The organism is Sinorhizobium arboris LMG 14919 (assembly GCF_000427465.1).
GTDB lineage: Bacteria > Pseudomonadota > Alphaproteobacteria > Rhizobiales > Rhizobiaceae > Sinorhizobium > Sinorhizobium arboris.
Window position 1 is genome coordinate 542,735 of record NZ_ATYB01000009.1, and the last position, 23,398, is coordinate 566,132.

Genomic DNA, 23,398 nt, shown 5'->3' on the forward strand with positions numbered 1-23,398 from the left:
GTGGAATTTTGGTATTTGCTCCGCCACAAAGAGCGAGGCCGCAACCCTCCTAGGATCACAAGCGACCGGGCGATGTTCGCTCTGTCCTTTTCAAGGAGAGGTTCCATGTCTGAGCTATTCCAGATGACACGCCGCAACATCCTGGCCGGCGCCGCGATTGCCGGCGCGCTGACGCCGCTCGTTGGCGCGGTGTCGGCGCATGCGGAAGAGGCGGTCGCCAGGACCGCACCGGTTGACGTCGCATCGCTGCCGCGCGTCAAGGCCGAGCTGGTGAGGCCGCCCTTCGTCCACGCCCATACCCAGAAGGCCGAAGGAGGGCCGAAAGTCGTCGAGTTCACGCTGACGATCGAGGAGAAGAAGATCATCGTCGACGACCAGGGCACCGAAATCCAGGCCATGACCTTCGATGGATCGGTCCCAGGGCCGATGATGGTCGTCCACCAGGATGACTATGTCGAGGTTACGCTCGTCAATCCCGAAACGAACCAGTTGCAGCACAACATTGATTTCCATTCGGCGACGGGCGCGCTCGGGGGCGGCGCGCTAACCATCGTCAACCCCGGCGAGAGCGCGGTTTTGCGCTTCAAGGCAACCAAGGCGGGCGTCTTCGTCTATCATTGCGCACCTCCCGGCATGGTCCCTTGGCACGTCACCTCCGGGATGAACGGCGCTATCATGGTGCTGCCGCGAGAGGGCTTGACGGACGGACAGGGCAAGTCGCTCAGCTATGACAAGGTCTACTATATAGGCGAGCAGGATTTTTATGTGCCGCGCGACGAGAAAGGCAATTTCAAGAAGTACGAGAGTGTCGGCGATGCCTATTCGGATACGCTCGAAGTGATGCGCACGCTGACCCCGACGCACATCGTTTTCAATGGAGCGGTGGGGGCGCTCACCGGCGACGACGCGCTGAGGGCCCAGGTCGGTGAGAAGGTTCTGATCGTCCATTCTCAGGCAAACCGGGACACACGGCCGCATCTGATCGGCGGTCACGGCGACTATGTGTGGGCGACCGGCAAGTTCCACAACATTCCCGACCGCGATCAGGAGACCTGGTTCATCCCCGGCGGTACGGCTGGCGCGGCCCTTTACACCTTCGAACAGCCCGGCATCTACGCCTATGTCAACCACAACCTCATCGAAGCCTTCGAACTCGGCGCGGCTGCCCATTTCGCAGTGACGGGCGAGTGGAACGACGATCTGATGACCTCGGTGCGCGCGCCTTCGGGCACCTGAGCGCGAGCGGCCGCGTCAGCGCCAGCCCGCCGGCGCGGCCTCGCCTATTGTTCTGCGGCAGTCGGAAAACAGGTCGCAAGGAGGCCCCCATGGCCGCGCTTTCAGATAGAAGAAAAGTCAGTTCCGTTTCGCTTCTGGTCCCATCCGTCCTCCTTGTGCTGCTTGCCGGCCTTCTCGCGAAGGAGACCGGTCTGGTGGGCCGCGCGCCAATGGGGGGGAGCCTCGATGAACCGGTCGTCGTCACAATGGCACCGCGCGAATTCCGCTACCGGGCCGCCGGGGAGTATTTCAAGAACGGCTATGCCGTTGACGGGCCAATGCTGACCATGCGCATCACGGCGCCGCTCACGATCATGAAATACCAGGTGACGGCTTCAGACTATGCGCGGTGCGTCGCTGACGCGGCCTGCCCGCCGGCCGAGCCCGAGCATTCGCCCTCGGACGCCGACCGGATGCCAGTGACAGGTGTCAGCTACGACGATGCGCAAGCCTATGCCGCGTGGCTCAGCCAGCGCACCGGAGCCGTCTGGGTGCTGCCCACCGACGAGCAGCTTGCCTTTGCCGCTGGATCGCGCTTTCCGGACGATGCGCTCGGCGTCGACCCGGACAGCAACAATCCAGCCCAGCGCTGGCTCGCCGATTATTTTCGCGAGGCATCACGCAAGGCCTCGCGCGAGCCTGAGCCGCAGCTTCTCGGACATTTCGGCGAGGGTGAGTTTGGATTGGCCGACTTCGCCGGCAACGTCTGGGAATGGACGACGACCTGCAGCCGCCGTGTCAGCCTCGACGAGTCCGGTTCTGTGATGAGCGAGATCTCTTCCTGCGGCATTTACATTGCCAGTGGGAAACATCGAGCAGCACTGAGTTCCTTTGTCCGCAATCCAAAGGGAGGCGGCTGTGCCGTCGGTGCGCCACCGGATAGCGTGGGCTTTCGGCTGGTGAGGGATACGCGGTGGTACGCACCTGTGCTGCAGAGGCTGCGGAGCAAGGGTGTTGACGTCTGAGGGGTGGCCGAAGAAGGCGCGGCTTTTTTCCCGTTTCCCGGCGTGCTACGACTCACGGCTAGGTGCATGTGAGAGCGTGCGAGGCGCGCCGATTGGAAAGTTGGAATGAAGATCGACCGGAGTGTCGTGAGATCGCTATCGTTGTTCGACAGGATGAGCGATGCCGATCTGGACAGGCTGCTTGCCCATGCGACCGCGAGGCGCGTGCCGCAGGGTGATGCCGTTTTCGAGCAGGGCCAGGCAGCCATTCACTTCTTCCTCCTGCTGCATGGCCGGCTGAAAGTCACTCAAGTCACCGAAGACGGTCAACAGATCATCGTTCGCGTCGTTCATCCGGGCGATCTGTTCGGATTTGCCAAGGCACTGCAGCGTTCAGACTATCCGGGTACAGCCACCGCGGTTACGGAAAGCCTCGCATTGTCCTGGCCTACGGAGCTTTGGCCGCAGTTCGTCGAGCAGAATCCCCGCCTTGCCGTCAGCACCATGCAAACGATCGGCCAGCGGCTGGAGGAGGCGCATACGCGTATCCGTGAAATGTCGACGCAGGAAGTAGAGCGCCGCGTCGCACATGCGGTGCTGCGTCTTTCCCGTCAGGCCGGCAAGCAGGAAGAAGGTGGTATCCGTATCGACTTCCCGATTTCGCGCCAGGACATTGCCGAAATGACCGGCACGACGCTGCACACCGTGTCGCGGATATTGAGCGCCTGGGAGCAAAAGGGACTGGTCGAGGGCGGGCGCCAAAAGCTCATCATTTGCGATCTGGCCGGGTTGGCGCAACTCGCAGATGGTGGGCGGGACTAGACGGGATGAGGAAAAGTATGTGCGGTTTTCCGCCGGCATCCCGCGTCTCACGTTCATGTTCTCAGGTCGACCCGACCCAAACACATCGTGATCTAGGCACACCACAGAAAAGTGTGCAGCGGATTTCCGTCCCGAGGCGCAGCTTCGTCGAGTTCGGGAACGCAGCTTCATCCAATTGTTTGACAAGCATCAAAGAGACAGCGTCGTATCTGTCGTATCTCCTGGCGGCAGGAACCAAGCCTGGTTCTGAAGCCAAAGGAGAATTTCCGTGCGCATATTCGCAAAGGTCGCTACCGCTGCCGTCACCCTTGCCGTTTTCGCCGGCAGCGCATACGCCGCCGATTTCGAGGTTCACATGCTCAACAAGGGCTCCGAGGGATCGATGGTCTTCGAACCGGCATTCGTCAGGGTGAGCCCGGGCGACAGCGTCACCTTCCTTCCGACAGACAAGGGGCACAACGTCGAGACGATCAAGGACATGATCCCTGACGGCGCCAGCCCGTTCAAGAGCAAGATGAACGAGTCCTATAAGGTGACGTTCGATGTGCCCGGCATTTACGCCGTCAAGTGCGCACCGCATATCGGCATGGGCATGGTCGGCGTCGTCATTGTCGGCGACGCGCCCGCCAATGTCGAAAAGGTGAAGGCCGGCAAGCTGCCGAAGAAGGCTCAAGAGCGCCTCGATGCCGCTCTCGCGGCCGCCCTTCAGTAATGGGCGATTAGCGGCCACGAAAGGCGGGTCCGGGGACTTTAAGCAGAGTGCGCCGGACCTGTTAGCTCTCCTGCGCCGATATTTCAGGGATATCGAATATAGATAACTGTGTGTTGGCGTCGGGTTCAAGTATTTCAAGTAATTGACATACGTCAATTCCAGACTTCGAACCGAAGAATTCTCTGAGCCTGTCCCTTTATTTTCCCATTGGAAGCGCTAGACTTCTGAAGGGCAATCGTCGAGGAGGAATGCCCGATGCCAGATGTCGATCGGACCGCGGCAAGTCCCTTGCGCGCGCGGCGAAGAACCGAGTTCACGACTTTTCTCGTATTGGCGTTCGGTATCTGGCCGATCGTCGCCGTCGCCGTGGTCGGCGCCTACGGCTTCATCGTCTGGATGTCCCAGTTGATCTTCGGACCGCCCGGTCCGCCAGCGCATTGAGGGCGGGATGGGGGAAAGCGTCTCCTTGTCAAGACGGAGGTTCCTGCGCGGTGGCCGCGAGGGCCGGGCTCAGCGTGTATGCCCGCCCGGGGTGACGCACGCGAGTCTTGAAGCCTGCACGGGCTGCGGCAGATGCGTCGACGCCTGTCCGACGCACGTCATCCGAATGGTCGCAGATCGCCCCGCGCTGGACTTCCGCATTGCAGAATGTGTTTTTTGCGGCCGATGCGCGGAACTCTGTCCCGAGCCGGTCTTCGCCGGCCGGCCGCAGCGCTTTCCACACATCGTAACGATCGGCGAGCGCTGTCTCGCGAAGAACCGTACGGACTGCCAAGCTTGCCGTGACGCCTGTCCGGTGGGGGCCATCCGATTCCTGCCGCGCAGCGGCGGGCCGTTTCTGCCCGAGCTTGATGAGCACGCGTGCACCGGCTGCGGCGCCTGCATCGCCGTTTGCCCGGTCGACGCCGTCGGGATCCAAGGGGTCGAGGGAGAGGTGTCGCATGTCTGATCCGATTGCGCCCTATCACATATCGAGCGCCGTCGTCTTCGCGAATCCGCATGTCGAGGAGAGCGTGCTCACTGAGCTCGGCGACATCGGCAATGTCGAGGTTTTCGCACATCAGGACGGCAAGATCGTCGTTACGATCGAGGGAACGAGCACGGGAATGCTCGGTGAAATCCTGGCACGCATCTCGCTGATCGAGGGCGTGGTGGCAGCCAATATGGTGTTTGAGCATGTCGAAAACGGAGGAGACGATCGGTTATGACCGGGGAACTGACGCGGCGTGATATCCTGAAGGCGCATGCCGCGGGCATTGCCGCGGCGGCGGCAGGCATCGCGCTTCCCGCCGCTGCGCAGCCGGTGCCGGGCGGTGTCGAGGCGCTTCAGATCAAGTGGTCGAAGGCCCCATGCCGTTTCTGCGGTACGGGCTGCGGGGTCATGGTGGGAGTCAAGGAGGGGCAGGTCGTCGCCACCCATGGCGATATGCAGGCTGAGGTCAATCGCGGCCTGAACTGCATCAAAGGCTATTTCCTTTCCAAGATCATGTATGGCGCCGATCGGCTGAAGACGCCGCTCCTGCGCAAGCGCAACGGTGCCTACGCCAAGGAGGGCGAGTTCGAGCCGGTGAGCTGGGACGAGGCCTTCGACGTCATGGCCGAGCAGGCGAAGAGGGTGCTGAAGGAGAAGGGACCGACGGCCGTGGGTATGTTCGGCTCCGGCCAGTGGACGATCTTCGAGGGTTACGCCGCGACCAAACTGATGCGCGCCGGGTTCCGCTCCAACAATCTCGACCCCAATGCTCGCCACTGCATGGCCTCGGCGGCCTACGCCTTCATGCGCACCTTCGGCATGGATGAGCCGATGGGGTGCTATGACGATTTCGAGCATGCGGACGCCTTCGTCCTATGGGGCTCGAACATGGCGGAAATGCACCCGATCCTCTGGACGCGTCTGGCCGACCGGCGGCTTGGGCACGAACATGTGAAGGTGGCGGTGCTCTCGACCTTCACACATCGCAGCATGGATATCGCCGATATCCCGATTGTCTTCAAACCCGGCACGGATCTCGCGATCCTCAATTACATAGCCAATCACATCATTCAGACCGGCCGCGTGAACGAGGAGTTCGTCAGGAAGCACACGACCTTCATGGCCGGCGCGACCGATATCGGCTATGGCCTGAGGCCCGACGATCCGCTCGAGGTCAAGGCGAAGAACGCCAAGGATGCGGCGAAGATGACGCCGAGCGATTTCGAAAGCTTCAAGTCTTTCGTTTCGGAATACACGCTCGACAAGACGGTGGAACTGACGGGCGTCGAAGCCGGGTTTCTCGAACAATTGGCCGACCTTTATGCCGATCCCAACCGCAAGGTCATGTCGCTCTGGACCATGGGCTTCAATCAGCATGTGCGTGGCGTCTGGGTCAACCACATGGTCTACAACCTCCACCTCCTGACCGGGAAGATATCGGAACCCGGCAACAGCCCTTTCTCGCTGACGGGGCAGCCTTCGGCCTGCGGAACGGCCCGCGAGGTCGGCACCTTCGCTCACCGGCTCCCGGCAGACATGACGGTCACCAATCCGGAACACCGGAAGCATGCCGAGGAGATCTGGCGCGTACCCCACGGCATCATCCCGGAAAAGCCGGGCTATCATGCCGTCGAGCAGGACCGGATGCTGAAGGACGGCAAGCTCAATTTCTATTGGGTGCAGGTCAACAATAATGTTCAGGCCGCCCCCAACACCAGCAACGAGACCTATCAGGGCTATCGCAATCCGGACAACTTTATCGTCGTGTCGGATGTCTACCCGACCATCACGGCGATGAGCGCCGACCTCATCCTGCCGGCCGCGATGTGGGTGGAGAAGGAGGGCGCCTATGGCAATGCCGAGCGGCGAACGCATGTGTGGCACCAGCTCGTCGATGCGCCAGGCGAGGCGCGCTCCGATCTCTGGCAGATGCTCGAGTTCTCCAAGCGCTTCACCACCGATGAGGTCTGGCCGCCCGAGATCCTCGACGCCAATCCCGGCTATCGGGGGAAAAGCCTCTACGACGTGCTTTTCAAGAACGGCAATGTCGATCGTTTCCCGGCAAGCGAAATCAATAGGGAGTATGCCAACCGTGAGGCCGAAGCCTTCGGCTTCTATGTCCAGAAGGGCCTATTCGAGGAATATGCCGCCTTCGGACGCGGCCACGGTCACGACCTCGCGCCGTATGACCGCTATCATGAGGAACGCGGACTGCGCTGGCCCGTTGTTGACGGCAAGGAGACGCGCTGGCGCTACCGCGAGGATTATGATCCCTATGTGAAACCGGGAGAGGGCGTGAAGTTCTATGGCCGTCCCGATGGCAGGGCGGTCATTCTCGCGGTTCCCTACGAGGCTCCGGCGGAGTCTCCGGACGACGAATATAACATCTGGCTCGTTACAGGTCGCGTACTCGAGCACTGGCATTCGGGTTCGATGACCATGCGTGTGCCGGAACTCTACAAGGCCTTCCCCGGCGCGGTCTGTTTCATGAATGCCGGTGACGCCCGCGATCGCGGCATTAACCAGGGCGCCGAAGTGCGGATCGTTTCCCGCCGCGGCGAGATTCGCGCTCGCGTCGAAACACGCGGGCGCAACCGCATGCCTCCGGGGGTCATCTTCGTGCCCTGGTTCGACGCCAGCCGGTTGATCAACAAGGTAACGTTGGACGCGACCGATCCCATCTCCAAACAGACGGATTTCAAAAAATGCGCGGTCAAAATCGTCTCGGTCGCATGATGAGAAGCCCCGGATCAATGCTCGCTGCGCTGCTGGCGATCGTGCTCATCGCAACGGGGGCCATTGCCCAGATGCTTCCGGGGGAACGGGTCCCGGCACTCTCCGGGCCGCCACAGGAGATGGGCGAGGTGGAGGCGCGGCCGATTCCGAAATGGGTCGTCGACGACGTCCGCAAGGAGCGCGCATATCCCGATCAGCCGCCGGTCATCCCGCATTCGATCGAAGGATATCAGCTTTCGGTCAACACCAACCGGTGTCTTTCCTGCCACAAGCGCGAACTGACGCAGGAATCGGGCGCGCCGATGATAAGCGTCACGCATTACATGACGAGGGAGGGCCAGATGCTCGCCGACGTTTCGCCGCGGCGCTATTTCTGCACGGCCTGCCACGTGCCCCAGGCGGATGTGCGTCCGCTTGTCGGCAATACCTTCAAGGACATGAGCGAGATGGGCGTCAAGCAGGCAGGGGGGAGCGAGTAGGTCATGGCTTGGATAAAGCACGTCCTGCTTTGGGCGTGGAAAGTGCTCACCACGCCGGCTGCGACTCTCAGCCTGGCCTTTCTGACGCTCGGAGGCTTCATCGGCGGCGTGGTTTTCTGGGGCGCCTTCAACACTGCGTTGGAGCTTACGAACACGGAAAAATTCTGCGTTTCCTGCCACGAGATGCGGGCCAACGTGTATGAAGAGTTGACGCGCACCGTGCATTTCTCCAACCGCTCCGGCGTGCGTGCCTCCTGCCCGGACTGTCATGTTCCGCATGAATGGACGGACAAGATCGCCCGCAAGATGCAGGCCTCCAAGGAGGTGTGGGGCAAGATTTTCGGAACGATCAATACTCGCGAGAAGTTCCTCGACCACCGGCTGGAACTTGCCAAGCATGAATGGGCGAGATTGAAAGCCAACGACAGCCTCGAATGCCGCAACTGTCACTCATCCGCGGCGATGGACCTTTCGAAGCAGACACAACGTGCCGCCGAGATCCATACGCGCTATCTCCTGCCCGGAAAGGCCACCTGCATCGATTGTCACAAGGGCATCGCTCACGAACTTCCCAACATGCAGGGTATTGAGCCCGGATGGAAGCTGCCGCCGGAACTCGAAGGTGAGACGCTCCCCTCCGCTTCCGCGATCGATGACCTGAAGAAGGCGATGGATGACGCCCATAGAATGGTCGCCTCAGAAAATTGACGTCAGCTGCGTGATCATGGGACGATTTGTTCCAGAGAGGCCGGATGGCTGACTGACACCAACTGGAGTATAGAGCAATTGAAGGGACAACTGCGCAGCGGTTTCCGTCGCGAATTGCATTATTTCAAGAGTAATTCATTGCTGCAGTGGACATTGGAATGCATTCAAAAGGCATCGTCGAAGGGACACGGCTTGGGCGGTCGCTCATCAGATGGCAGCTCGGCCGCCCCGCAGCCTACATTCTCGCGACTGCGGCGGTATTGAGTGTCGCTGCGCTGCGATTGGCGCTGTGGGATCTCCTGGGCCTCGGCGCCATTCTCCTTTCCTTCATCCCGGCGATGCTCCTGGCTGCGATAGCCGGCCAAGCAGGCCCGGTGGCCTTTGCATCCGGGCTCTCGCTTGCCGCATCAATCGCCGTCCAGCGGATCGAGGATGGCTCCGGTCCGAGTGTCGCCGAGTTGATCTTCTTCGGAGCGGCGGTACTTTTCGTAGTGGCGCTTGCGGAAGTTCTCCAGGCGGCGAGAGCCGCGATCGGCAGGACCGAGGATGTGGTAAAGGCCCGAGATGCGCATCTGAGGTCCATATTGGATACGGTGCCGGACGCCACTGTGGTCAGTGCTACCGATGGCACCATCGTCTCCTTCAACGCCGCGGCCGTCCGCCAGTTCGGCTATGCGGAGGAGGAAGTCATTGGCGAGAACCTTCGCCTGTTAATGCCAGAGCCCTATCGCCGCGAACACGATGGATACATGCAGCGCTACTTGAGAACCGGCGAAAAACGGATCATCGGCATTGATCGCGTCGTGTCCGGACGCAGGAAGGACGGGTCGATCTTTCCGATGAAGCTCGCGGTCGGGGAGATGCAGTCGGGCGGCGAGCGGTTTTTTACGGGTTTCATCAGAGACCTGACCGAGCGGGAGGAGTCTGCCGCGAGACTCGAACAGATCCAGGCCGAACTTGCGCGCCTCGCGCGTCTCAATGAGTTGGGCGAAATGGCATCGACGCTTGCGCATGAGCTGAACCAGCCTTTGTCGGCGATCGCCAACTATTCGCACGGCTGTACGAGGCTCCTGCGTGACATGGACGACGCCGTTGCAGCACGAATGCGCGGAGCGCTCGAGGAAGTGGCGAGCCAATCATTGCGGGCCGGTCAGATCATCAAGCATCTGAGGGAATTCGTCACGAAAGGCGAGACGGAAAAGGCGCCGGAAGATATTCGCAAGCTGGTCGAGGAGGCTGCCGCACTGGCATTGGTCGGTTCTCGCGAGCAAGGCGTCCGCACGGTATTCGAATATTTGCCCGGGGCCGAAATGGTAATGGTCGACCGGATCCAGGTTCAACAGGTCCTCATCAATCTGATGCGTAATGCGATCGAGGCGATGCGCTCCGTGGAGCGCCGAGAGTTGACGATCCGCACGATGTCGGCTGATGCGGGCGAGGTTGCCGTTGTCGTTGAAGACACGGGCGGAGGCATTCCGGAGGAAATCGCCGGTCAGCTCTTCAAGCCCTTTGTGACGACAAAGGCAAGCGGAATGGGCATCGGGCTTTCCATCTCGAAGCGTATCGTCGATGCGCACGGAGGTGAAATGACTGTCACGAAAAATGCGGCCGGCGGGGCTACTTTCCGGTTCACGCTTCCCGCCTATGTAGATGAACGGATCGACGCAAATGACTGACTATACGGTGCACATTGTCGATGATGAAGAGCCGGTGAGAAAGTCGCTGGCCTTCATGCTGACGATGAACGGATTCGCCGTGAAAATGCATCAATCTGCAGCGGCCTTTCTCGCCTTTGCGCCGAACGTCAAGAGCGGGGTCCTCGTGACGGATCTGAGAATGCCGGAGATGTCGGGCGTGGACCTCCTTCGCAATCTCGGCGACCGCAACATCAAGATACCGTCGATCGTGATTACGGGGCACGGCGACGTGCCCATGGCGGTAGAGGCCATGAAGGCGGGGGCGGTGGATTTCATCGAGAAACCCTTCGAGGACACCGTGATCATCGAGGCAATCGAGAGGGCATCTGAACATCTGGTCGTTCCGGAAGCCGATGCGGACGAAGCCAGCGAAATCCGGGCCAGGCTCCAGACGCTGAGCGAGAGAGAACGCCAGGTGCTCTCGGCGGTCGTGGCGGGCCTTCCCAACAAATCGATCGCGTATGACTTGGACATCAGTCCACGCACCGTCGAGGTGCATCGCGCGAATGTAATGGCCAAAATGAAGGCGAAGAGCCTTCCCCACCTCGTGCGAATGGCTCTCGCCGCAGGTTTCGGTCCATCCTGATTTCCACCGAGTTGATCTCGCGCAATGCGTCGCATTGCCGCGAACGTTCTAATACTGGCTCACGGCGGGCAGACGCACGCCAGATTGAGCGGAACTTCAACTTGTTGCCTGGAAGAAGCATTGTCGTCGTCGCAGCGGACCACGGCCTCCGGCGGTCTGTGGCATTCGCGCTCGAGGTCGAAGGATATCCGACCGAGTCGTACGACACCTTGCGGGAAGCCGAAGACGCTTCCCGGGTGGCGCTCTGCACGATTCTGGATGACGAGATCGTGAGAGCCGAGCCGCAGGCCGCCACGCGGTTGCTGCAATATCTCGGATCCCGGGCCATCCTGCTGGTGGACGGCTTGTCGGCACTTCGAGCGCATGCCGACACCACGGTTTTGACGAAGCCGTTCAGCGGTCCCGACCTGCTCGGCGTGATCAACAACCTTATCCAGGCGGCTAAGTAGTTTCCCTTAGTGATCAAACCGAATTTCTCGTTGCCCCGCGAATTGCCAATCTACCCCCATATCGAACAGGGGATAAGAGATGTACGCCGCTGCACAACTCAAGAAACAGTCCTTCCAACAGGCCGATGACTTCGCACTGACCCAGACGGCCGGACCGCATCTTGTCGCCACGTACAAGGCCGGTCGCGAGATCTATGCAGAAGGCGATGCGATTGAGAAGTGCTACGAAGTTTCCAAGGGAGCCGTGCGTGTTTACCGCCTGCTCTCGGATGGACGGCGACAAGTCGTATCCTTTCATCTCCCGGGCGAAATGTTCGGTTTCGAGGCGGGCTCCAGCCATTGCTTCTTTGCCGAGGCCATCACCGAAACAACGCTGGCGGTTTTCGGCCGGCGGCAAATGCAGGAGCGCTCGCGGGACCTTCTCGCCCTTGCCTTGACGGGCATGGCGCGGGCTCAGCAGCATCTTCTGGTGATCGGCAGGCAATGCGCCGTGGAACGGATTGCCGCATTTCTGGTCGACCTGTGCGAGCGTCAGGGTGGAGGCAGACAGCTGCGATTGCCGATGTCACGGCAAGACATCGCCGACTATCTCGGCCTGACCATCGAAACCGTTTCGCGCGTGGTCACCAAGCTGAAGGAGCGCAGTGTCATCTCTCTCACGGACGCAAGGACGATCGACATCGTGAGGCCGGACGCGCTCCGCTCGCTTTGCAACTAGAAGGGGGTCTGCGCAGCAGACTCTCCTCTGTCCTCTGCAGGCGCCGACGGAGTGGCCATTCGGCGGGAGGAGCAAGAATCATGTTCGTGAAGGAGATGTCTCGCGAGGAATGCCAAAGCGTGGTCGCGGCCGCAGATCTGGCGCGATTGGCCTGCTGCAAGGAAGGCCAGCCCTATATTGTGCCGATCAACTACGCGCTCCTGGGCAACTGCCTCTACTGCTTTTCCATGCCAGGCCAAAAAATCGACTGGATGCGCAGCAACCCCAAGGTCGCCCTTCAGATCGGCGAGTTTGCCAGCAATCGCCAGTGGAAGAGCGTCGTGGTAAGGGGGCGGTACCGCGAACTGGCGCAGACTGAGGGTCGTTGTGATGAGCGCATTCACGCTTGGTCCCTCCTCGAAAAGAGGCCCAATTGGTGGGAGCCCGGCGGACTTACACCTGTGCCGCGGGAGATTTCAGGCGCGTCTGCGCATGTCTTCTTCTGCGTGGAGATAGACGAGATGACCGGCCGTGCAGCCTGCCCGGGCGAGCTTTAGTCTTATGCATGACGGCGGCACGGTGGGACTCGGAAACACGGCAGCGTCTTCGTCCGGAATTGGCAATTTCAAAGACTCCTACTGCATGCTTGAAAGGCCGGCGCGCCCTAACTCTTGGAGCTGCGCCGGGCGGAAAACCGTCACAGATTTTTCCGCGGAAGCGCTTTAGCCTCCTGCTGCCCGGTTGTTCGCCGGCGGCCACCCCGCTCGGGGACTCTCGCATTGCATCTGTGATCCCCGAATTTCCCTCACCCCGTCTTCGACTGGAGCGACGCGTCCCTCGCCGCCCGATCTTCGGAGAACACGCTCTGCAGGGTGTCGAAGCGTCTTGATCTGAATCAAGGTAGCGAGGACCTGACTCTGACAATTCTCGGAAGGATTTTGGCGGGTTGCGTGCCAGGGCGCGCGTCAGCAGCGTTTAGGAGAGTTGGGGACCCAACCATGAAACACACAGTCGAGATGGTCGTGCTTGCCATCGGCGCCTTTCTGGCGCTGGTCGGAGCAGGCTTCGCCCAGGACCGCCTTTTCGGCGCGCATATGTGGGTACTGTTCTTCGTGCTGCTCGGCGGGACGTTGGTGCTCATGCGCCGTGTTGATTTTCGTCCGGCTGCTGCGGGTCATCGGGCCGGCCGGACGGAATATTTCGACGAGGTCGTGAAGTACGGCGTCATCGCCACGGTGTTCTGGGGCGTGGTCGGCTTTCTTGTAGGCGTCGTCGTAGCCCTGCAGCTTGCCTTCCCCGATCTCAATGTGGAGCCCTGGTTCAACTTCGGTCGCATGCGGCCGCTCCACACCTCGGCCGTGATCTTCGCGTTCGGCGGCAACGCGCTGATCGCCACGTCTTTCTATGTGGTTCAGCGCACCAGTCGCGCGCGCCTCTTCGGCGGAGATCTCGGCTGGTTCGTTTTCTGGGGGTATCAGCTTTTCATCGTGCTTGCAGCGACCGGCTACCTGCTCGGCATCACGCAGTCACGCGAATACGCGGAGCCGGAATGGTACGTCGATATCTGGCTGACCATCGTATGGGTCGCCTATCTGGTCGTCTTCCTGGGCACGATCCTGGTGCGCAAGGAGCCGCACATCTACGTCGCGAACTGGTTCTATCTCGCCTTCATCGTGACGATCGCCATGCTGCACATCGTCAACAACCTGGCGGTGCCGGTGTCGTTCCTGGGCTCCAAGAGTTATTCGGCCTTCGCCGGCGTCCAGGATGCGCTGACGCAATGGTGGTACGGCCACAATGCGGTCGGCTTCTTCCTGACCGCCGGCTTTCTGGCGATGATGTACTACTTCATCCCGAAGCAGGTGAACCGCCCCGTCTATTCCTACCGCTTGTCGATCATCCACTTCTGGGCGCTGATCTTCATGTATATCTGGGCTGGTCCCCACCACCTGCACTACACGGCATTGCCGGACTGGGCGCAGACACTCGGCATGGTCTTCTCCATCATGCTCTGGATGCCCTCCTGGGGCGGCATGATCAACGGCCTGATGACGCTCTCCGGTGCCTGGGACAAGATCCGCACGGATCCGGTCGTGCGTATGATGGTCATGGCCGTCGCCTTTTACGGCATGGCGACCTTCGAAGGGCCCATGATGTCTATCAAGACCGTCAACTCGCTGAGCCACTATACCGACTGGACCATCGGTCACGTCCATTCCGGCGCGCTCGGCTGGAACGGTCTCATCACCTTCGGTGCCGTTTACTATCTGGTTCCGAAGCTCTGGAACCGGGAGCGGCTTTACAGCCTGCAAATGGTCAACTGGCATTTTTGGCTCGCGACCCTCGGCATCGTCGTCTACGCCGCCACGATGTGGGTAGCCGGCATCCAGCAGGGGCTGATGTGGCGCGAATATGATGACCAGGGTTTCCTCGTCTACTCCTTCGCGGAGTCGGTGGCGGCGATGTTCCCGTACTACGTCATGCGCGCCGCGGGCGGTGCCCTGTTCCTCGCCGGCGCGCTCCTAATGGCCTTCAACGTAACAATGACCATTCTCGGCCGCGTGCGCGACGAGGCCGCGGCCCCGGAAGCCGCGCCACTGCCGGCACCGGCGGAATAGGAGGGCAGACTGTGTCCATTCTCGATAAGCACGCACTACTGGAACGGAATGCCACGTTACTCCTCGTCGGCTCCCTGCTCGTCGTCTCCATCGGCGGCATCGTGGAAATCGCACCGCTCTTCTATCTCGAAAACACCATCGAGAAGGTCGAGGGAATGCGGCCCTATTCGCCGCTGGAACTCGCCGGACGCGACATCTACATTCGCGAAGGCTGCTATGTTTGCCACAGCCAGATGATCCGTCCGTTCCGGGACGAAGTCGAGCGCTACGGCCACTATTCACTGGCGGCGGAGTCTATGTACGACCACCCGTTTCAGTGGGGGTCGAAGCGGACGGGGCCGGATCTCGCCCGCGTGGGCGACCGCTACTCCAATGAATGGCACGTGCAGCACATGGTCGAACCCCGCTCGGTCGTGCCGGAATCGGTGATGCCGAGCTATGGCTTCCTCAAGGAAACTCCGCTTGAGGTGACGAATGTCGCCATGAACCTCAAGGCGAACAGGGCGGTCGGCGTTCCCTATACGGACGCGATGATCGACAACGCGGCGGCGGATCTAAAGGCCCAGGCCGATCCAAGTGCCGATGCTTCCGGCGTGGAGGCACGCTACCCCAAGGCCAAGCTCGGCGATTTTGACGGCGATCCGCAACGGCTGACCGAGATGGATGCGCTCATCGCCTATCTCCAGATGCTTGGCACGCTCGCCGACTTCTCCACCTATGACGACACCACCGGTTATCGCTGAGAGGATCGCATATGGAAACCTACACGGTCATGCGCCATTTCGCCGATAGCTGGGGACTGCTTGCCATGACCCTCTTCTTCCTCGGCGTTATCCTTTTCAATTTTCGGCCAGGCGCCAAAAAATCCGCTGCTCAGGCCTCTGCCATCCCGCTGAAGGAGGACTGATCCATGACTGACAAGCACATTGACGAGATAACCGGCGTAGAGACCACCGGGCATGAATGGGACGGCATTCGCGAGCTCAACAATCCTATGCCGCGCTGGTGGGTCTACAGCTTTTACGCGACGATCATCTGGGCGATAGGATATGCCGTCGCCTATCCATCATGGCCATTGCTGACGGAAGCGACCAAGGGGGTGCTCGGCTATTCGAGCCGCGCCGAGGTCAGTGCGGAACTGACAGAAGCGAAGGCAGCGCAGGCGGGTAACCTGGAGCGCATCGCTTCGAGTACGGTCGAGGACATCATGGCCAACCCGGAACTGAAGCAGTTCGCGATCGCGGCCGGTGCATCTGCCTTCAAGGTGAATTGCGCACAATGTCATGGGTCGGGTGCGGCCGGCGGGAAAGGTTTCCCGAACCTGAACGACGACGAGTGGCTCTGGGGCGGCAAGCCTGAGGAGATCTACCAGACGATTGCGCATGGCATACGCTACACCGGTGACGGAGAGACGCGCGTCTCGGAAATGCCGGCCTTTACGGACATGCTGGCGCCCCACGAAGTCCGGGCGACCGCAGCCTACGTGGCGAGCCTGACCGGAACACCCTCCAACCCGGCGCTTGTGGAATCCGGCAAGCAGCTCTTCGCCGAGAACTGCGCCTCGTGCCATGGAGCGGACGCGAGAGGCACCCGCGAGCTAGGTGCGCCCAATCTTGCCGACGCGATCTGGCTGAACGGCGAGGGGGAGCAGGCGGTCATCGATCAGATGAGATCGCCGAAGCATGGGGTCATGCCAGCCTGGTTGCAGCGCATCGGCGATCCGGTCGTGAAAGAGCTTGCAGTCTTCGTTCATTCGCTGGGCGGCGGCGAGTAGCGAATACGAGACCCTGGCGGCCACGCGAGAGCAGTGTAGCCGCCGTGGCGACTTTTCCCGGTGAAGGTGGTGTCCACTGCCGGTGCGGCGCCCGTCGCAAACTTGACGCAGATCAAGGCGCGCGACGGCCGCGTGGCGCAAACCTCCTCTGACAGTCAAGTTCCAGTCGGGATTGCCCAGATGCTTCATCAGCCCGCCCATAAAGCTGGCTCCGTCGAGCGGCTCGAAGCCGAGCCCGTCAATGCCGCGCGTTTGCGCAAACCGCTTTACGAGAAGCGGCGGAAGATTTTTCCCAAACGTGCCGAGGGCCGCTTCCGCCGGTTCAAGTGGTTTGTGATGCTGGTGACGCTCAGCATCTACTATTTGACGCCGTGGATTCGCTGGGATCGCGGCGCGTATGCGCCGGACCAGGCCGTTTTGATCGATCTTGCCGCGCGGCGGTTCTATTTCTTCTTCATCGAAATATGGCCGCAAGAATTCTTCTTCGTGGCGGGGCTCCTCGTCATGGCGGGCTTCGGCCTCTTTCTGGTGACCTCGGCGGTCGGCCGCGCCTGGTGCGGCTACGCCTGTCCGCAAACCGTCTGGGTCGATCTCTTCCTGGTGATCGAGCGCTTCATCGAGGGCGACCGTAATGCCCGCATGCGCCTCGACGCCGCGCCTTGGACGCTGGACAAGGTTCGCAAGCGCGTTGCCAAGCATGCGATCTGGCTGGTGATCGGCGTTGCGACCGGGGGTGCCTGGATATTCTACTTCGCCGACGCTCCCTCGCTGATGAAGAGCTTCATTGCACTCGAGGCTGCACCGGCCGCCTATATGACGGTCGCGATCCTCACCGCTACGACATATGTTTTCGGCGGACTCATGCGTGAGCAGGTCTGCACCTACATGTGTCCCTGGCCACGCATCCAGGCGGCGATGCTCGATGAGAACTCACTCGTCGTGACTTACAATGACTGGCGCGGCGAGCCGCGCTCGCGGCATGCCAAGAAGGCGGCCGCAGCGGGCGAAGTGGTCGGCGACTGCGTCGACTGCAACGCTTGCGTTGCGGTTTGTCCCATGGGTATCGATATCCGGGACGGCCAGCAGCTAGAATGCATCACCTGCGCGCTCTGCATAGACGCCTGCGACGGCGTCATGGACAAGCTCGGCCGGGAGCGCGGGCTGATCTCTTACGCCACGCTCAGCGACTATGCGGCTAACATGGCGCTTGCCACCAGTAACGGCGCGACGGCAATCGACCCAAGGCGCATGCGCGACGCGAACGGCGCCTTCGTCGAGCAGGTCCGACAGTTCGACTGGCGCATCATCTTCCGGCCCCGCGTCCTTCTTTATTTCGCCGTTTGGGCACTCGTCGGCGTCGGCATGCTCTACGCGCTCGTCTCGCGCGACAGGCTCGAGCTCAATGTGCTGCATGACCGTAATCCGCAATATGTCGTTGAATCGGACGGATCGGTGCGCAACGGCTACATGCTCAAGCTGCTGAACATGATCCCCGAACAGCGACGGATCACGCTCACCCTTGACGGCATGCCATCGGCCCGGATGCGGATTGCCGGGCAGGCTCCGGGCGACGGACGCAGTTTTTCAGTTGCTGTCGATGCCGACAAGATCACGGCCCTCAAGGTCTTCGTCACTCTGCCGAAGGATAGGCTCGCCGAGGCCGAGGCAGGTTTCTCGTTCAAAGCCGAGGACTTGTCCAGCCACGAACGCGACATCTACCGAGCGAACTTCAACCAACCCGGAACAGCAAAGTGAGCGGCTATGATCAGGCAACGCAATGAACCACGCCGATTTACCGGATGGCACATGGTGGCTGTGATGGCGCTGTTCTTCGGCACCATCATCTCCGTCAATCTCGTCATGGCCTGGAATGCCAACCGGAGTTGGAGCGGCCTCGTCGTCGAAAACGCCTACGTCGCCAGCCAGCAGTTCAACCGCAAAATGGCCGAGACCCGGGCCTTTGCTGAGAGCGGCATCAAGGGCGAACTCATGGCAGGCCACGGTGGGATCCGCTACGTGATGACCCGCAAGGGCGAGCCGGAGAGGGCGACCGATACGGTCATCGCCGTCCTCAAACGGCCCGTCGAGGAACATGAGGATATGCAGCTCGAATTCGTGCGTATGGATGAGGGTGTTTTCGTCTCGAAGCAGGCGCTGAAACCCGGCCAGTGGGTTGCGGACCTGACGGCCATGGCGGGTGGAGCACTCGTCTATCGCCAGACCATTCGTTTCATCGCCCCGGGAGAAAACCAATGAGCTGTTGCGCCGCGGGAGCCGCATCGGCCCCGGTTGCGGAAGGGGCGGGTCAGCGGCTCCCTTCTTCCGAAGAACTTTGGCTGACGAGCCGGACGCTTGGAGGCGGGTTGCGCCAGACGGATCTCAGCGTGCCGGGCGTTCACTGCGGCGCGTGCATCACCACCATCGAGACGGCGTTGCGGGAGAGATCGGAAGTCGAACGGGCGCGCGTCAATCTCTCCTCCCGCCGCGTTTCGATCGTCTGGAAGGAGGAAGTCGGCGGAAAGCGCAGCGATCCTGGAGAACTGGTGCGCGCGATCAGCGAGCGCGGCTACGAGACGCATCTCTTCACCCACGGCGAGGCGGAAGGGGATGCCGTCCTGAAGCAGCTGATCCGTGCGGTCGCGGTGTCGGGCTTTGCAGCAGCCAACATCATGCTGCTTTCCGTTTCCGTCTGGTCGGGCGCGGACGCGGCCACACGCGATCTCTTTCACTGGGTCTCGGCCATGATCGCGGGGCCGACGCTGATTTATGCCGGCCGCTTCTTCTATCAGTCCGCCTGGAATGCGCTTCGCCACGGGCGGACGAACATGGATGTGCCGATCGCGCTTGCCGTCACCCTCTCCTATGCCATGTCGCTATACGAGACGATCGGCCATGGGGAACATGCCTGGTTCGACGCGACCGTCACCCTTCTGTTCTTCCTGCTCATCGGCCGGACGCTCGACCATATGATGCGCGGCCGCGCACGTTCCGCGATCAGCGGCCTCGCGCGGCTGTCGCCGCGTGGCGCGACAGTCCTGCATGCCGACGGTTCGGCGGAATATCGCGCCGTCGATGATATCGAACCGGGCGAGCAACTGATGATCGCCGCCGGCGAACGAGTACCGGTCGACGGGTGCGTGGTTTCCGGCACCAGTGATCTAGACCGCTCGGTCGTCAACGGCGAGAGCGAGCCGATTCCGGTCGGCGCCGGTGACGTGGTGGAGGCCGGCACGCTCAACCTTACCGGGCCGCTGGTGCTCCGGGCGACGGCGAGCGCGCGCAACTCCTTCCTGGCCGAGATCATGGCGCTGATGGAAGCGGCCGAAGGCGGCAGGGCCCGCTATCGCCGAATGGCCGACCGTGCGGCACAATACTATTCGCCGTTCGTCCACTTGCTTGCGCTTTTGACATTCCTTGGCTGGATGGTCGTCGAGGGCGATGTCCGCCATGCGATGCTGATCGCCGTCGCCGTCCTGATCATCACGTGCCCCTGCGCACTTGGGCTTGCGGTCCCGGTGGTGCAGGTGGTGGCCGCGGGGAGGCTCTTCCAGGGCGGTGTCATGGTGAAGGATGGCTCTGCCATGGAGCGGCTCTCCGAAATTGACACAGTGCTGCTCGACAAGACCGGCACCTTGACCATCGGCAAGCCGCGGCTCGTGAATGCGCAGCAACTAACGCCCGATGCACTCGCCACGGCGGCTGCCCTGGCTGTGCACTCAAGGCACCCGATTGCAATGGCGATCAAGGATGCGGCAGCGAGAGTATCGCCGCTTGCAGGTGACATTCGAGAAATTCCCGGCGCGGGCATCGAGGCTAAAACGGCTGACGGCGTCTACCGGCTCGGCAGCAGAGGCTTTGCGACTGATGAGCTGCGTTCTGACAGTCGGCAATCGGAGGCGGTCCTTTCGTTGGATGGAAGGGAGCTTGCCTGCTTCCGCTTCGAAGACCGCCTGCGGCCGGCAACTTCCGGCGCGATTGATGCGCTTGGCGAGATGGGCTTGGCGGTCGGAATCCTGTCCGGTGACCGCCAGCCGGTCGTACAGGCCCTAGCGGACCAGCTGGGGCTCGAAAACTGGAAGGCCGGGCTGTCGCCTCGCGGTAAGGTGGAGGCGTGCGCCGCTGTGAGTGGGAGCGGCCATAAGGCCCTCATGGTTGGCGACGGCATCAACGACGCGCCAGCTTTGCGTGCGGCCCATGTTTCGATGGCACCGGCGACTGCCGCCGATGTGGGCCGTCAGGCGGCCGATTTCGTGTTCATGCATCAGCCGCTGACCGCCATCCCCTTTGCGATAGAGACGTCGCGCCGAGCGGGACGACTGATCCGCCAGAACTTCGCGCTGGCGATCGGCTACAACGCGATAGCGGTGCCGATTGCGATCCTCGGCTATGCTACGCCTCTGGTGGCGGCGATCGCTATGTCCAGCTCATCGCTGATCGTCGTCGCCAACGCCTTGCGGCTGGCGGGCACCGCATCGCCGAACGCATTTGGTCGACGCGAGCCCCTTGCACCGCTGCAGCCGGCGGGGAGCGGACGATGAACACGCTCGTCTACCTGATTCCAATCGCATTGGTTCTCGGCGGCCTCGGGCTCCTGGCGTTCCTCTGGGCGGTGAAGAGCGGACAATATGAAGACCTGGAAGGTGCGTCCTGGCGTGTCCTGGACGAAGGCGATGGCCGACCGCAAACCTGACCCGGTCTCCACCTGTTTGACCGACGTCACAAAGCCTTGTCCACGGGACGGCTCGAGTGATGCGATCTTTGTTGAGGCTTGTGTAGTGAACGTGCAACTGAGTTCGAACGAAAGCGCCATACTCGTCCGTTCCCGCTTCCTGTCGCGGCTGCCGCAATCGGCCGTCGAGGCAATACTCAAGAGTGTGACCGTATCAACGTACGAAGAGCAGGACGTCCTGTTCCGGCAAGGTGAGCCTATAGACGATGTCTTCTTCGTGCTTTCCGGAATAGCTCGGCTTTATCGGACCGGAAAGGAAGGGCGCGAAGCAGACGTTGCCTTGCTTTCCAAGGGAGAAATGTTCGCGGAGACCGCGATGTTTCTAGGCAGGCGCGCCACAGCGAGCGCAGCCGTCGCCGAAAGATCCGTCATCGCGCGCTTGGACGGCCGCAAGCTTCGACAGCTTGCGGCGACAGATCACGAGGTGGCGCAAGCGTTGATCGAGCACCTTTGCTACCGCGGCAAGATGACGGAGGATATACTCGCAGAAGATCGCCTGCTCACCGGCCCGCAGCGGGTGGCAAGCTTCATTCTCAGTCATGGCCCCAAGGACTCGACCAGTTTCTCGTTCCGCCTGCCGTTCCAGAAGAATGTCCTCGCGGGTAAGCTCGGCCTCGCCCCGGAAGGTCTCTCTCGCGCCTTTTCGGCGCTGCGCCAATCGGGTGTCATGGTGAAGGGCCGGATCATAGAGGTTTACGACCGGCACGCGCTCGAGCGCCTCTAACGCGGCGGATGGATCGATCTGGCCATGTCGCGGATTGCTCTCTTCCTTGCCGGGGCGGGATGATTGACTTGCATCAAGGCCCGCGACACAAGGGGCCTTAAAAATGCCCTCATTTCTACTCCGCAGCTCATTTCATGGTCACTCTGTCCTTCATTCTCTCCACTCTCCTGATCCTGCTGACGCCTGGGCCGACGAATACCGTCCTGGCCACATGTGGAGCGTCGCTTGGCAGCCGGCGCGCCGCGATAATGCCCTTTGCCGAAGCAATGGGGTATCTCCTGGCCGTGTCGTTCTTCGTCGTGGTGGCCGATCGCATCCAGGGAAATGCGGTCGCATTTGCCACAATGAAGTTGCTGGCAGCGGGCTGGCTGCTGTATTCGGCGGTCAAGCTCTGGGGGATGCCGTTCCGAACTGATGCGAAGTCGGCCCGGCAGCTGTTCGTGCGCGTGCTGCTGACCACGCTGATCAATCCGAAGGCCATGCTGGTCGGAACCGTGCTGATACCGTCGGACGCTGGCGTTGAAGTTTCCATTTGGGTGGCGACCTACGCAGCCATGTCGACGCTCGCGGGCCTTGGCTGGGTCCTTTTCGGCGCATGCCTGCCCCTGGGGGTGCGACGGCACTCCTATAAACTTGCGTCGATCGTTCTGGGCGGGTTCTCCATGGTGGCCGTGGTAAGCGCGACTCTGGGCAGCTGATCGCCGGCGCATCGGCCTTTATTGGACGACCTGAGGTGCCGGTAGGAACTGCCGCGCTATCGTTCTGACGATCGAAGAGGCACGGGATCGACACAAATTGCCGGTAATCCTGGAAGCGGGGACAGCGTGCCTGTGTTCCGCGAAGATCGACACGCAACAGGCCCGAGGGCTTGGCGCCGCTGAATCCCGCAAGAGCAGGACAGGAGAAACATCCGCGGGCGGCGGCTGTGCGCAGAGGAGGAAGGTCGTCTCGGCAGGCGCATGACAGGCCTCATCGTCCGACATACCTGCGTGCACGGCACGTTCACGAACCCTCCTCTGGCAAGCATGCTGAACCAAACGACACCAGGCCGTGAAACTACCTGACCGCAGAGGCGTTCGTGCTGTGCACGTCAACGATAAGGAGACAGTCAAATGGCGGACGACAGCACCACTACAATACGAGCCACCTTCAAGACCCGTGAAGCAGCCGATCTTGCGGTCGAGCATTTGGTTCAGCAGCACGGCATACCTCGGCCCGACATCTTCATTCAGTCGGCGACGGACCGCAACACCGCCGGTTCGCAGCCGTCGGGTGGCGACGCTTCTCATGAACAGGGTGCACGTCGCGATGCACCACTCGAAGGCGAGATCGAGGTCTCGGCGGATATTGCGTCCGGTCAGATTGCCGCCGTCCAACGCAGTCTGGGCGATGCCGGAGCGATCCGTGTCTCGAGCCGCTAAGAAGCCACGGAGCCGGTCGGAAACGCCGGCTTCGCTTCTGGACCACGGGCGCAC

Annotated in this window: 25 protein-coding genes and 1 pseudogene; all 26 read left to right on the top strand. The window is 61.5% G+C overall.

Annotation, left to right across the window (positions count from 1 at the left end):
* The first annotated feature begins 105 nt into the window (after window positions 1-105).
* The 26 genes and pseudogenes from nirK (at window position 106) to SINAR_RS0110520 (ending at window position 23,344) form a co-directional block, all read left to right on the top strand.
* The gene (gene nirK / locus SINAR_RS0110395) at window positions 106-1,236 is read left to right on the top strand and encodes a copper-containing nitrite reductase (protein ID WP_027999044.1); all 1,131 of its coding nucleotides are present in this window, start codon (window positions 106-108) and stop codon (window positions 1,234-1,236) included.
* Window positions 1,237-1,325: 89 nt separating this feature from the next.
* Window positions 1,326-2,240: an SUMF1/EgtB/PvdO family nonheme iron enzyme gene (locus SINAR_RS0110400; protein WP_027999045.1), complete on the top strand. Its 915-nt coding sequence runs from the start codon at window positions 1,326-1,328 to the stop codon at window positions 2,238-2,240.
* Between the two features lie 105 nt (window positions 2,241-2,345).
* Window positions 2,346-3,041 carry a Crp/Fnr family transcriptional regulator gene (locus SINAR_RS0110405; RefSeq protein WP_027999046.1) on the top strand — a complete coding sequence of 232 codons (696 nt, stop codon included), beginning with the start codon at window positions 2,346-2,348 and terminating at the stop codon, window positions 3,039-3,041.
* Between the two features lie 268 nt (window positions 3,042-3,309).
* A complete protein-coding gene (locus SINAR_RS0110410) occupies window positions 3,310-3,753 on the top strand; it encodes a pseudoazurin (protein WP_027999047.1) in 444 nt (147 codons plus the stop codon).
* 255 nt (window positions 3,754-4,008) lie between these two features.
* Window positions 4,009-4,194 carry a periplasmic nitrate reductase, NapE protein gene (napE, locus tag SINAR_RS0110415; RefSeq protein WP_027999048.1) on the top strand — a complete coding sequence of 62 codons (186 nt, stop codon included), beginning with the start codon at window positions 4,009-4,011 and terminating at the stop codon, window positions 4,192-4,194.
* A 7-nt stretch (window positions 4,195-4,201) separates the two neighbouring features.
* Window positions 4,202-4,702, top strand: a complete 501-nt coding sequence (locus SINAR_RS1000000135205) for a ferredoxin-type protein NapF (RefSeq protein ID WP_084617266.1) — start codon at window positions 4,202-4,204, stop codon at window positions 4,700-4,702.
* Window positions 4,695-4,983: pseudogene (locus tag SINAR_RS0110425) on the top strand (chaperone NapD). Before SINAR_RS1000000135205 ends, SINAR_RS0110425 begins: the two are co-directional and overlap by 8 nt.
* Window positions 4,958-7,462, top strand: coding sequence for a periplasmic nitrate reductase subunit alpha (napA, locus tag SINAR_RS0110430; protein WP_027999051.1), 2,505 nt, complete (start codon window positions 4,958-4,960; stop codon window positions 7,460-7,462). Before SINAR_RS0110425 ends, napA begins: the two are co-directional and overlap by 26 nt.
* Before the next feature lie 17 nt (window positions 7,463-7,479).
* A complete protein-coding gene (locus tag SINAR_RS0110435; protein WP_033057245.1) occupies window positions 7,480-7,941 on the top strand; it encodes a nitrate reductase cytochrome c-type subunit in 462 nt (153 codons plus the stop codon).
* Between the two features lie 3 nt (window positions 7,942-7,944).
* Entirely contained in the window at window positions 7,945-8,649 is a 705-nt protein-coding gene (locus SINAR_RS0110440) for a NapC/NirT family cytochrome c (RefSeq protein WP_027999053.1), read from the top strand.
* Window positions 8,650-8,807: 158 nt separating this feature from the next.
* Complete coding sequence (gene fixL / locus SINAR_RS0110445; protein WP_027999054.1) at window positions 8,808-10,325, top strand: sensor histidine kinase; 1,518 nt, start codon at window positions 8,808-8,810, stop codon at window positions 10,323-10,325.
* Window positions 10,318-10,932: a response regulator FixJ gene (fixJ, locus tag SINAR_RS0110450; protein ID WP_027999055.1), complete on the top strand. Its 615-nt coding sequence runs from the start codon at window positions 10,318-10,320 to the stop codon at window positions 10,930-10,932. The genes fixL and fixJ overlap by 8 nt, the downstream gene beginning before the upstream one ends.
* A gap of 158 nt (window positions 10,933-11,090) precedes the next feature.
* On the top strand, window positions 11,091-11,381 hold the full coding sequence (locus tag SINAR_RS0110455) for a transcriptional regulator (RefSeq protein ID WP_272913687.1): 291 nt from the start codon (window positions 11,091-11,093) through the stop codon (window positions 11,379-11,381).
* 79 nt (window positions 11,382-11,460) lie between these two features.
* The gene (locus SINAR_RS0110460) at window positions 11,461-12,099 is read left to right on the top strand and encodes a helix-turn-helix domain-containing protein (protein WP_027999057.1); all 639 of its coding nucleotides are present in this window, start codon (window positions 11,461-11,463) and stop codon (window positions 12,097-12,099) included.
* A gap of 80 nt (window positions 12,100-12,179) precedes the next feature.
* A complete protein-coding gene (locus SINAR_RS0110465) occupies window positions 12,180-12,635 on the top strand; it encodes a pyridoxamine 5'-phosphate oxidase family protein (protein WP_027999058.1) in 456 nt (151 codons plus the stop codon).
* Between the two features lie 441 nt (window positions 12,636-13,076).
* Window positions 13,077-14,696, top strand: a complete 1,620-nt coding sequence (gene ccoN / locus SINAR_RS0110470) for a cytochrome-c oxidase, cbb3-type subunit I (RefSeq protein ID WP_027999059.1) — start codon at window positions 13,077-13,079, stop codon at window positions 14,694-14,696.
* An 11-nt stretch (window positions 14,697-14,707) separates the two neighbouring features.
* A complete protein-coding gene (gene ccoO / locus SINAR_RS0110475; protein ID WP_027999060.1) occupies window positions 14,708-15,439 on the top strand; it encodes a cytochrome-c oxidase, cbb3-type subunit II in 732 nt (243 codons plus the stop codon).
* 11 nt (window positions 15,440-15,450) lie between these two features.
* Window positions 15,451-15,603, top strand: a complete 153-nt coding sequence (locus SINAR_RS0110480) for a CcoQ/FixQ family Cbb3-type cytochrome c oxidase assembly chaperone (RefSeq protein ID WP_027999061.1) — start codon at window positions 15,451-15,453, stop codon at window positions 15,601-15,603.
* A 3-nt stretch (window positions 15,604-15,606) separates the two neighbouring features.
* A complete protein-coding gene (gene ccoP / locus SINAR_RS0110485; RefSeq protein WP_027999062.1) occupies window positions 15,607-16,470 on the top strand; it encodes a cytochrome-c oxidase, cbb3-type subunit III in 864 nt (287 codons plus the stop codon).
* A gap of 180 nt (window positions 16,471-16,650) precedes the next feature.
* Window positions 16,651-18,225 (top strand): cytochrome c oxidase accessory protein CcoG, encoded by a 1,575-nt coding sequence (gene ccoG / locus SINAR_RS0110490; RefSeq protein WP_027999063.1) that lies wholly within the window; start codon window positions 16,651-16,653, stop codon window positions 18,223-18,225.
* A gap of 6 nt (window positions 18,226-18,231) precedes the next feature.
* Window positions 18,232-18,726: a FixH family protein gene (locus SINAR_RS0110495; RefSeq protein ID WP_027999064.1), complete on the top strand. Its 495-nt coding sequence runs from the start codon at window positions 18,232-18,234 to the stop codon at window positions 18,724-18,726.
* Window positions 18,723-21,008 (top strand): cation-translocating P-type ATPase, encoded by a 2,286-nt coding sequence (locus SINAR_RS0110500; RefSeq protein WP_027999065.1) that lies wholly within the window; start codon window positions 18,723-18,725, stop codon window positions 21,006-21,008. The genes SINAR_RS0110495 and SINAR_RS0110500 overlap by 4 nt, the downstream gene beginning before the upstream one ends.
* Window positions 21,005-21,160: a cbb3-type cytochrome oxidase assembly protein CcoS gene (gene ccoS / locus SINAR_RS0110505; protein WP_027999066.1), complete on the top strand. Its 156-nt coding sequence runs from the start codon at window positions 21,005-21,007 to the stop codon at window positions 21,158-21,160. The genes SINAR_RS0110500 and ccoS overlap by 4 nt, the downstream gene beginning before the upstream one ends.
* 85 nt (window positions 21,161-21,245) lie before the next feature.
* Window positions 21,246-21,923: a Crp/Fnr family transcriptional regulator gene (locus SINAR_RS0110510; protein ID WP_234710591.1), complete on the top strand. Its 678-nt coding sequence runs from the start codon at window positions 21,246-21,248 to the stop codon at window positions 21,921-21,923.
* 134 nt (window positions 21,924-22,057) lie between these two features.
* On the top strand, window positions 22,058-22,621 hold the full coding sequence (locus tag SINAR_RS1000000136575) for a threonine transporter (protein WP_027999068.1): 564 nt from the start codon (window positions 22,058-22,060) through the stop codon (window positions 22,619-22,621).
* A 414-nt stretch (window positions 22,622-23,035) separates the two neighbouring features.
* Entirely contained in the window at window positions 23,036-23,344 is a 309-nt protein-coding gene (locus SINAR_RS0110520) for a hypothetical protein (protein WP_027999069.1), read from the top strand.
* Window positions 23,345-23,398: the final 54 nt, after the last annotated feature.

What these genes read in the sequence shown, in the direction of transcription:
- nirK (WP_027999044.1), top strand. Translation starts at nt 106, where the DNA reads ATGTCTGAGCTATTCCAGATGACACGCCGCAACATCCTGGCCGGCGCC.
- SINAR_RS1000000136575 (WP_027999068.1), top strand. Translation starts at nt 22,058, where the DNA reads ATGGTCACTCTGTCCTTCATTCTCTCCACTCTCCTGATCCTGCTGACG.
- ccoG (WP_027999063.1), top strand. Translation starts at nt 16,651, where the DNA reads ATGCTTCATCAGCCCGCCCATAAAGCTGGCTCCGTCGAGCGGCTCGAA.
- SINAR_RS0110495 (WP_027999064.1), top strand. Translation starts at nt 18,232, where the DNA reads ATGATCAGGCAACGCAATGAACCACGCCGATTTACCGGATGGCACATG.
- fixJ (WP_027999055.1), top strand. Translation starts at nt 10,318, where the DNA reads ATGACTGACTATACGGTGCACATTGTCGATGATGAAGAGCCGGTGAGA.
- napA (WP_027999051.1), top strand. Translation starts at nt 4,958, where the DNA reads ATGACCGGGGAACTGACGCGGCGTGATATCCTGAAGGCGCATGCCGCG.
- SINAR_RS1000000135205 (WP_084617266.1), top strand. Translation starts at nt 4,202, where the DNA reads ATGGGGGAAAGCGTCTCCTTGTCAAGACGGAGGTTCCTGCGCGGTGGC.
- SINAR_RS0110405 (WP_027999046.1), top strand. Translation starts at nt 2,346, where the DNA reads ATGAAGATCGACCGGAGTGTCGTGAGATCGCTATCGTTGTTCGACAGG.
- SINAR_RS0110520 (WP_027999069.1), top strand. Translation starts at nt 23,036, where the DNA reads ATGGCGGACGACAGCACCACTACAATACGAGCCACCTTCAAGACCCGT.
- napE (WP_027999048.1), top strand. Translation starts at nt 4,009, where the DNA reads ATGCCAGATGTCGATCGGACCGCGGCAAGTCCCTTGCGCGCGCGGCGA.
- SINAR_RS0110480 (WP_027999061.1), top strand. Translation starts at nt 15,451, where the DNA reads ATGGAAACCTACACGGTCATGCGCCATTTCGCCGATAGCTGGGGACTG.
- SINAR_RS0110460 (WP_027999057.1), top strand. Translation starts at nt 11,461, where the DNA reads ATGTACGCCGCTGCACAACTCAAGAAACAGTCCTTCCAACAGGCCGAT.
- ccoP (WP_027999062.1), top strand. Translation starts at nt 15,607, where the DNA reads ATGACTGACAAGCACATTGACGAGATAACCGGCGTAGAGACCACCGGG.
- ccoN (WP_027999059.1), top strand. Translation starts at nt 13,077, where the DNA reads ATGAAACACACAGTCGAGATGGTCGTGCTTGCCATCGGCGCCTTTCTG.
- SINAR_RS0110400 (WP_027999045.1), top strand. Translation starts at nt 1,326, where the DNA reads ATGGCCGCGCTTTCAGATAGAAGAAAAGTCAGTTCCGTTTCGCTTCTG.
- SINAR_RS0110500 (WP_027999065.1), top strand. Translation starts at nt 18,723, where the DNA reads ATGAGCTGTTGCGCCGCGGGAGCCGCATCGGCCCCGGTTGCGGAAGGG.
- SINAR_RS0110440 (WP_027999053.1), top strand. Translation starts at nt 7,945, where the DNA reads ATGGCTTGGATAAAGCACGTCCTGCTTTGGGCGTGGAAAGTGCTCACC.
- fixL (WP_027999054.1), top strand. Translation starts at nt 8,808, where the DNA reads ATGCATTCAAAAGGCATCGTCGAAGGGACACGGCTTGGGCGGTCGCTC.
- ccoS (WP_027999066.1), top strand. Translation starts at nt 21,005, where the DNA reads ATGAACACGCTCGTCTACCTGATTCCAATCGCATTGGTTCTCGGCGGC.
- SINAR_RS0110465 (WP_027999058.1), top strand. Translation starts at nt 12,180, where the DNA reads ATGTTCGTGAAGGAGATGTCTCGCGAGGAATGCCAAAGCGTGGTCGCG.
- SINAR_RS0110435 (WP_033057245.1), top strand. Translation starts at nt 7,480, where the DNA reads ATGCTCGCTGCGCTGCTGGCGATCGTGCTCATCGCAACGGGGGCCATT.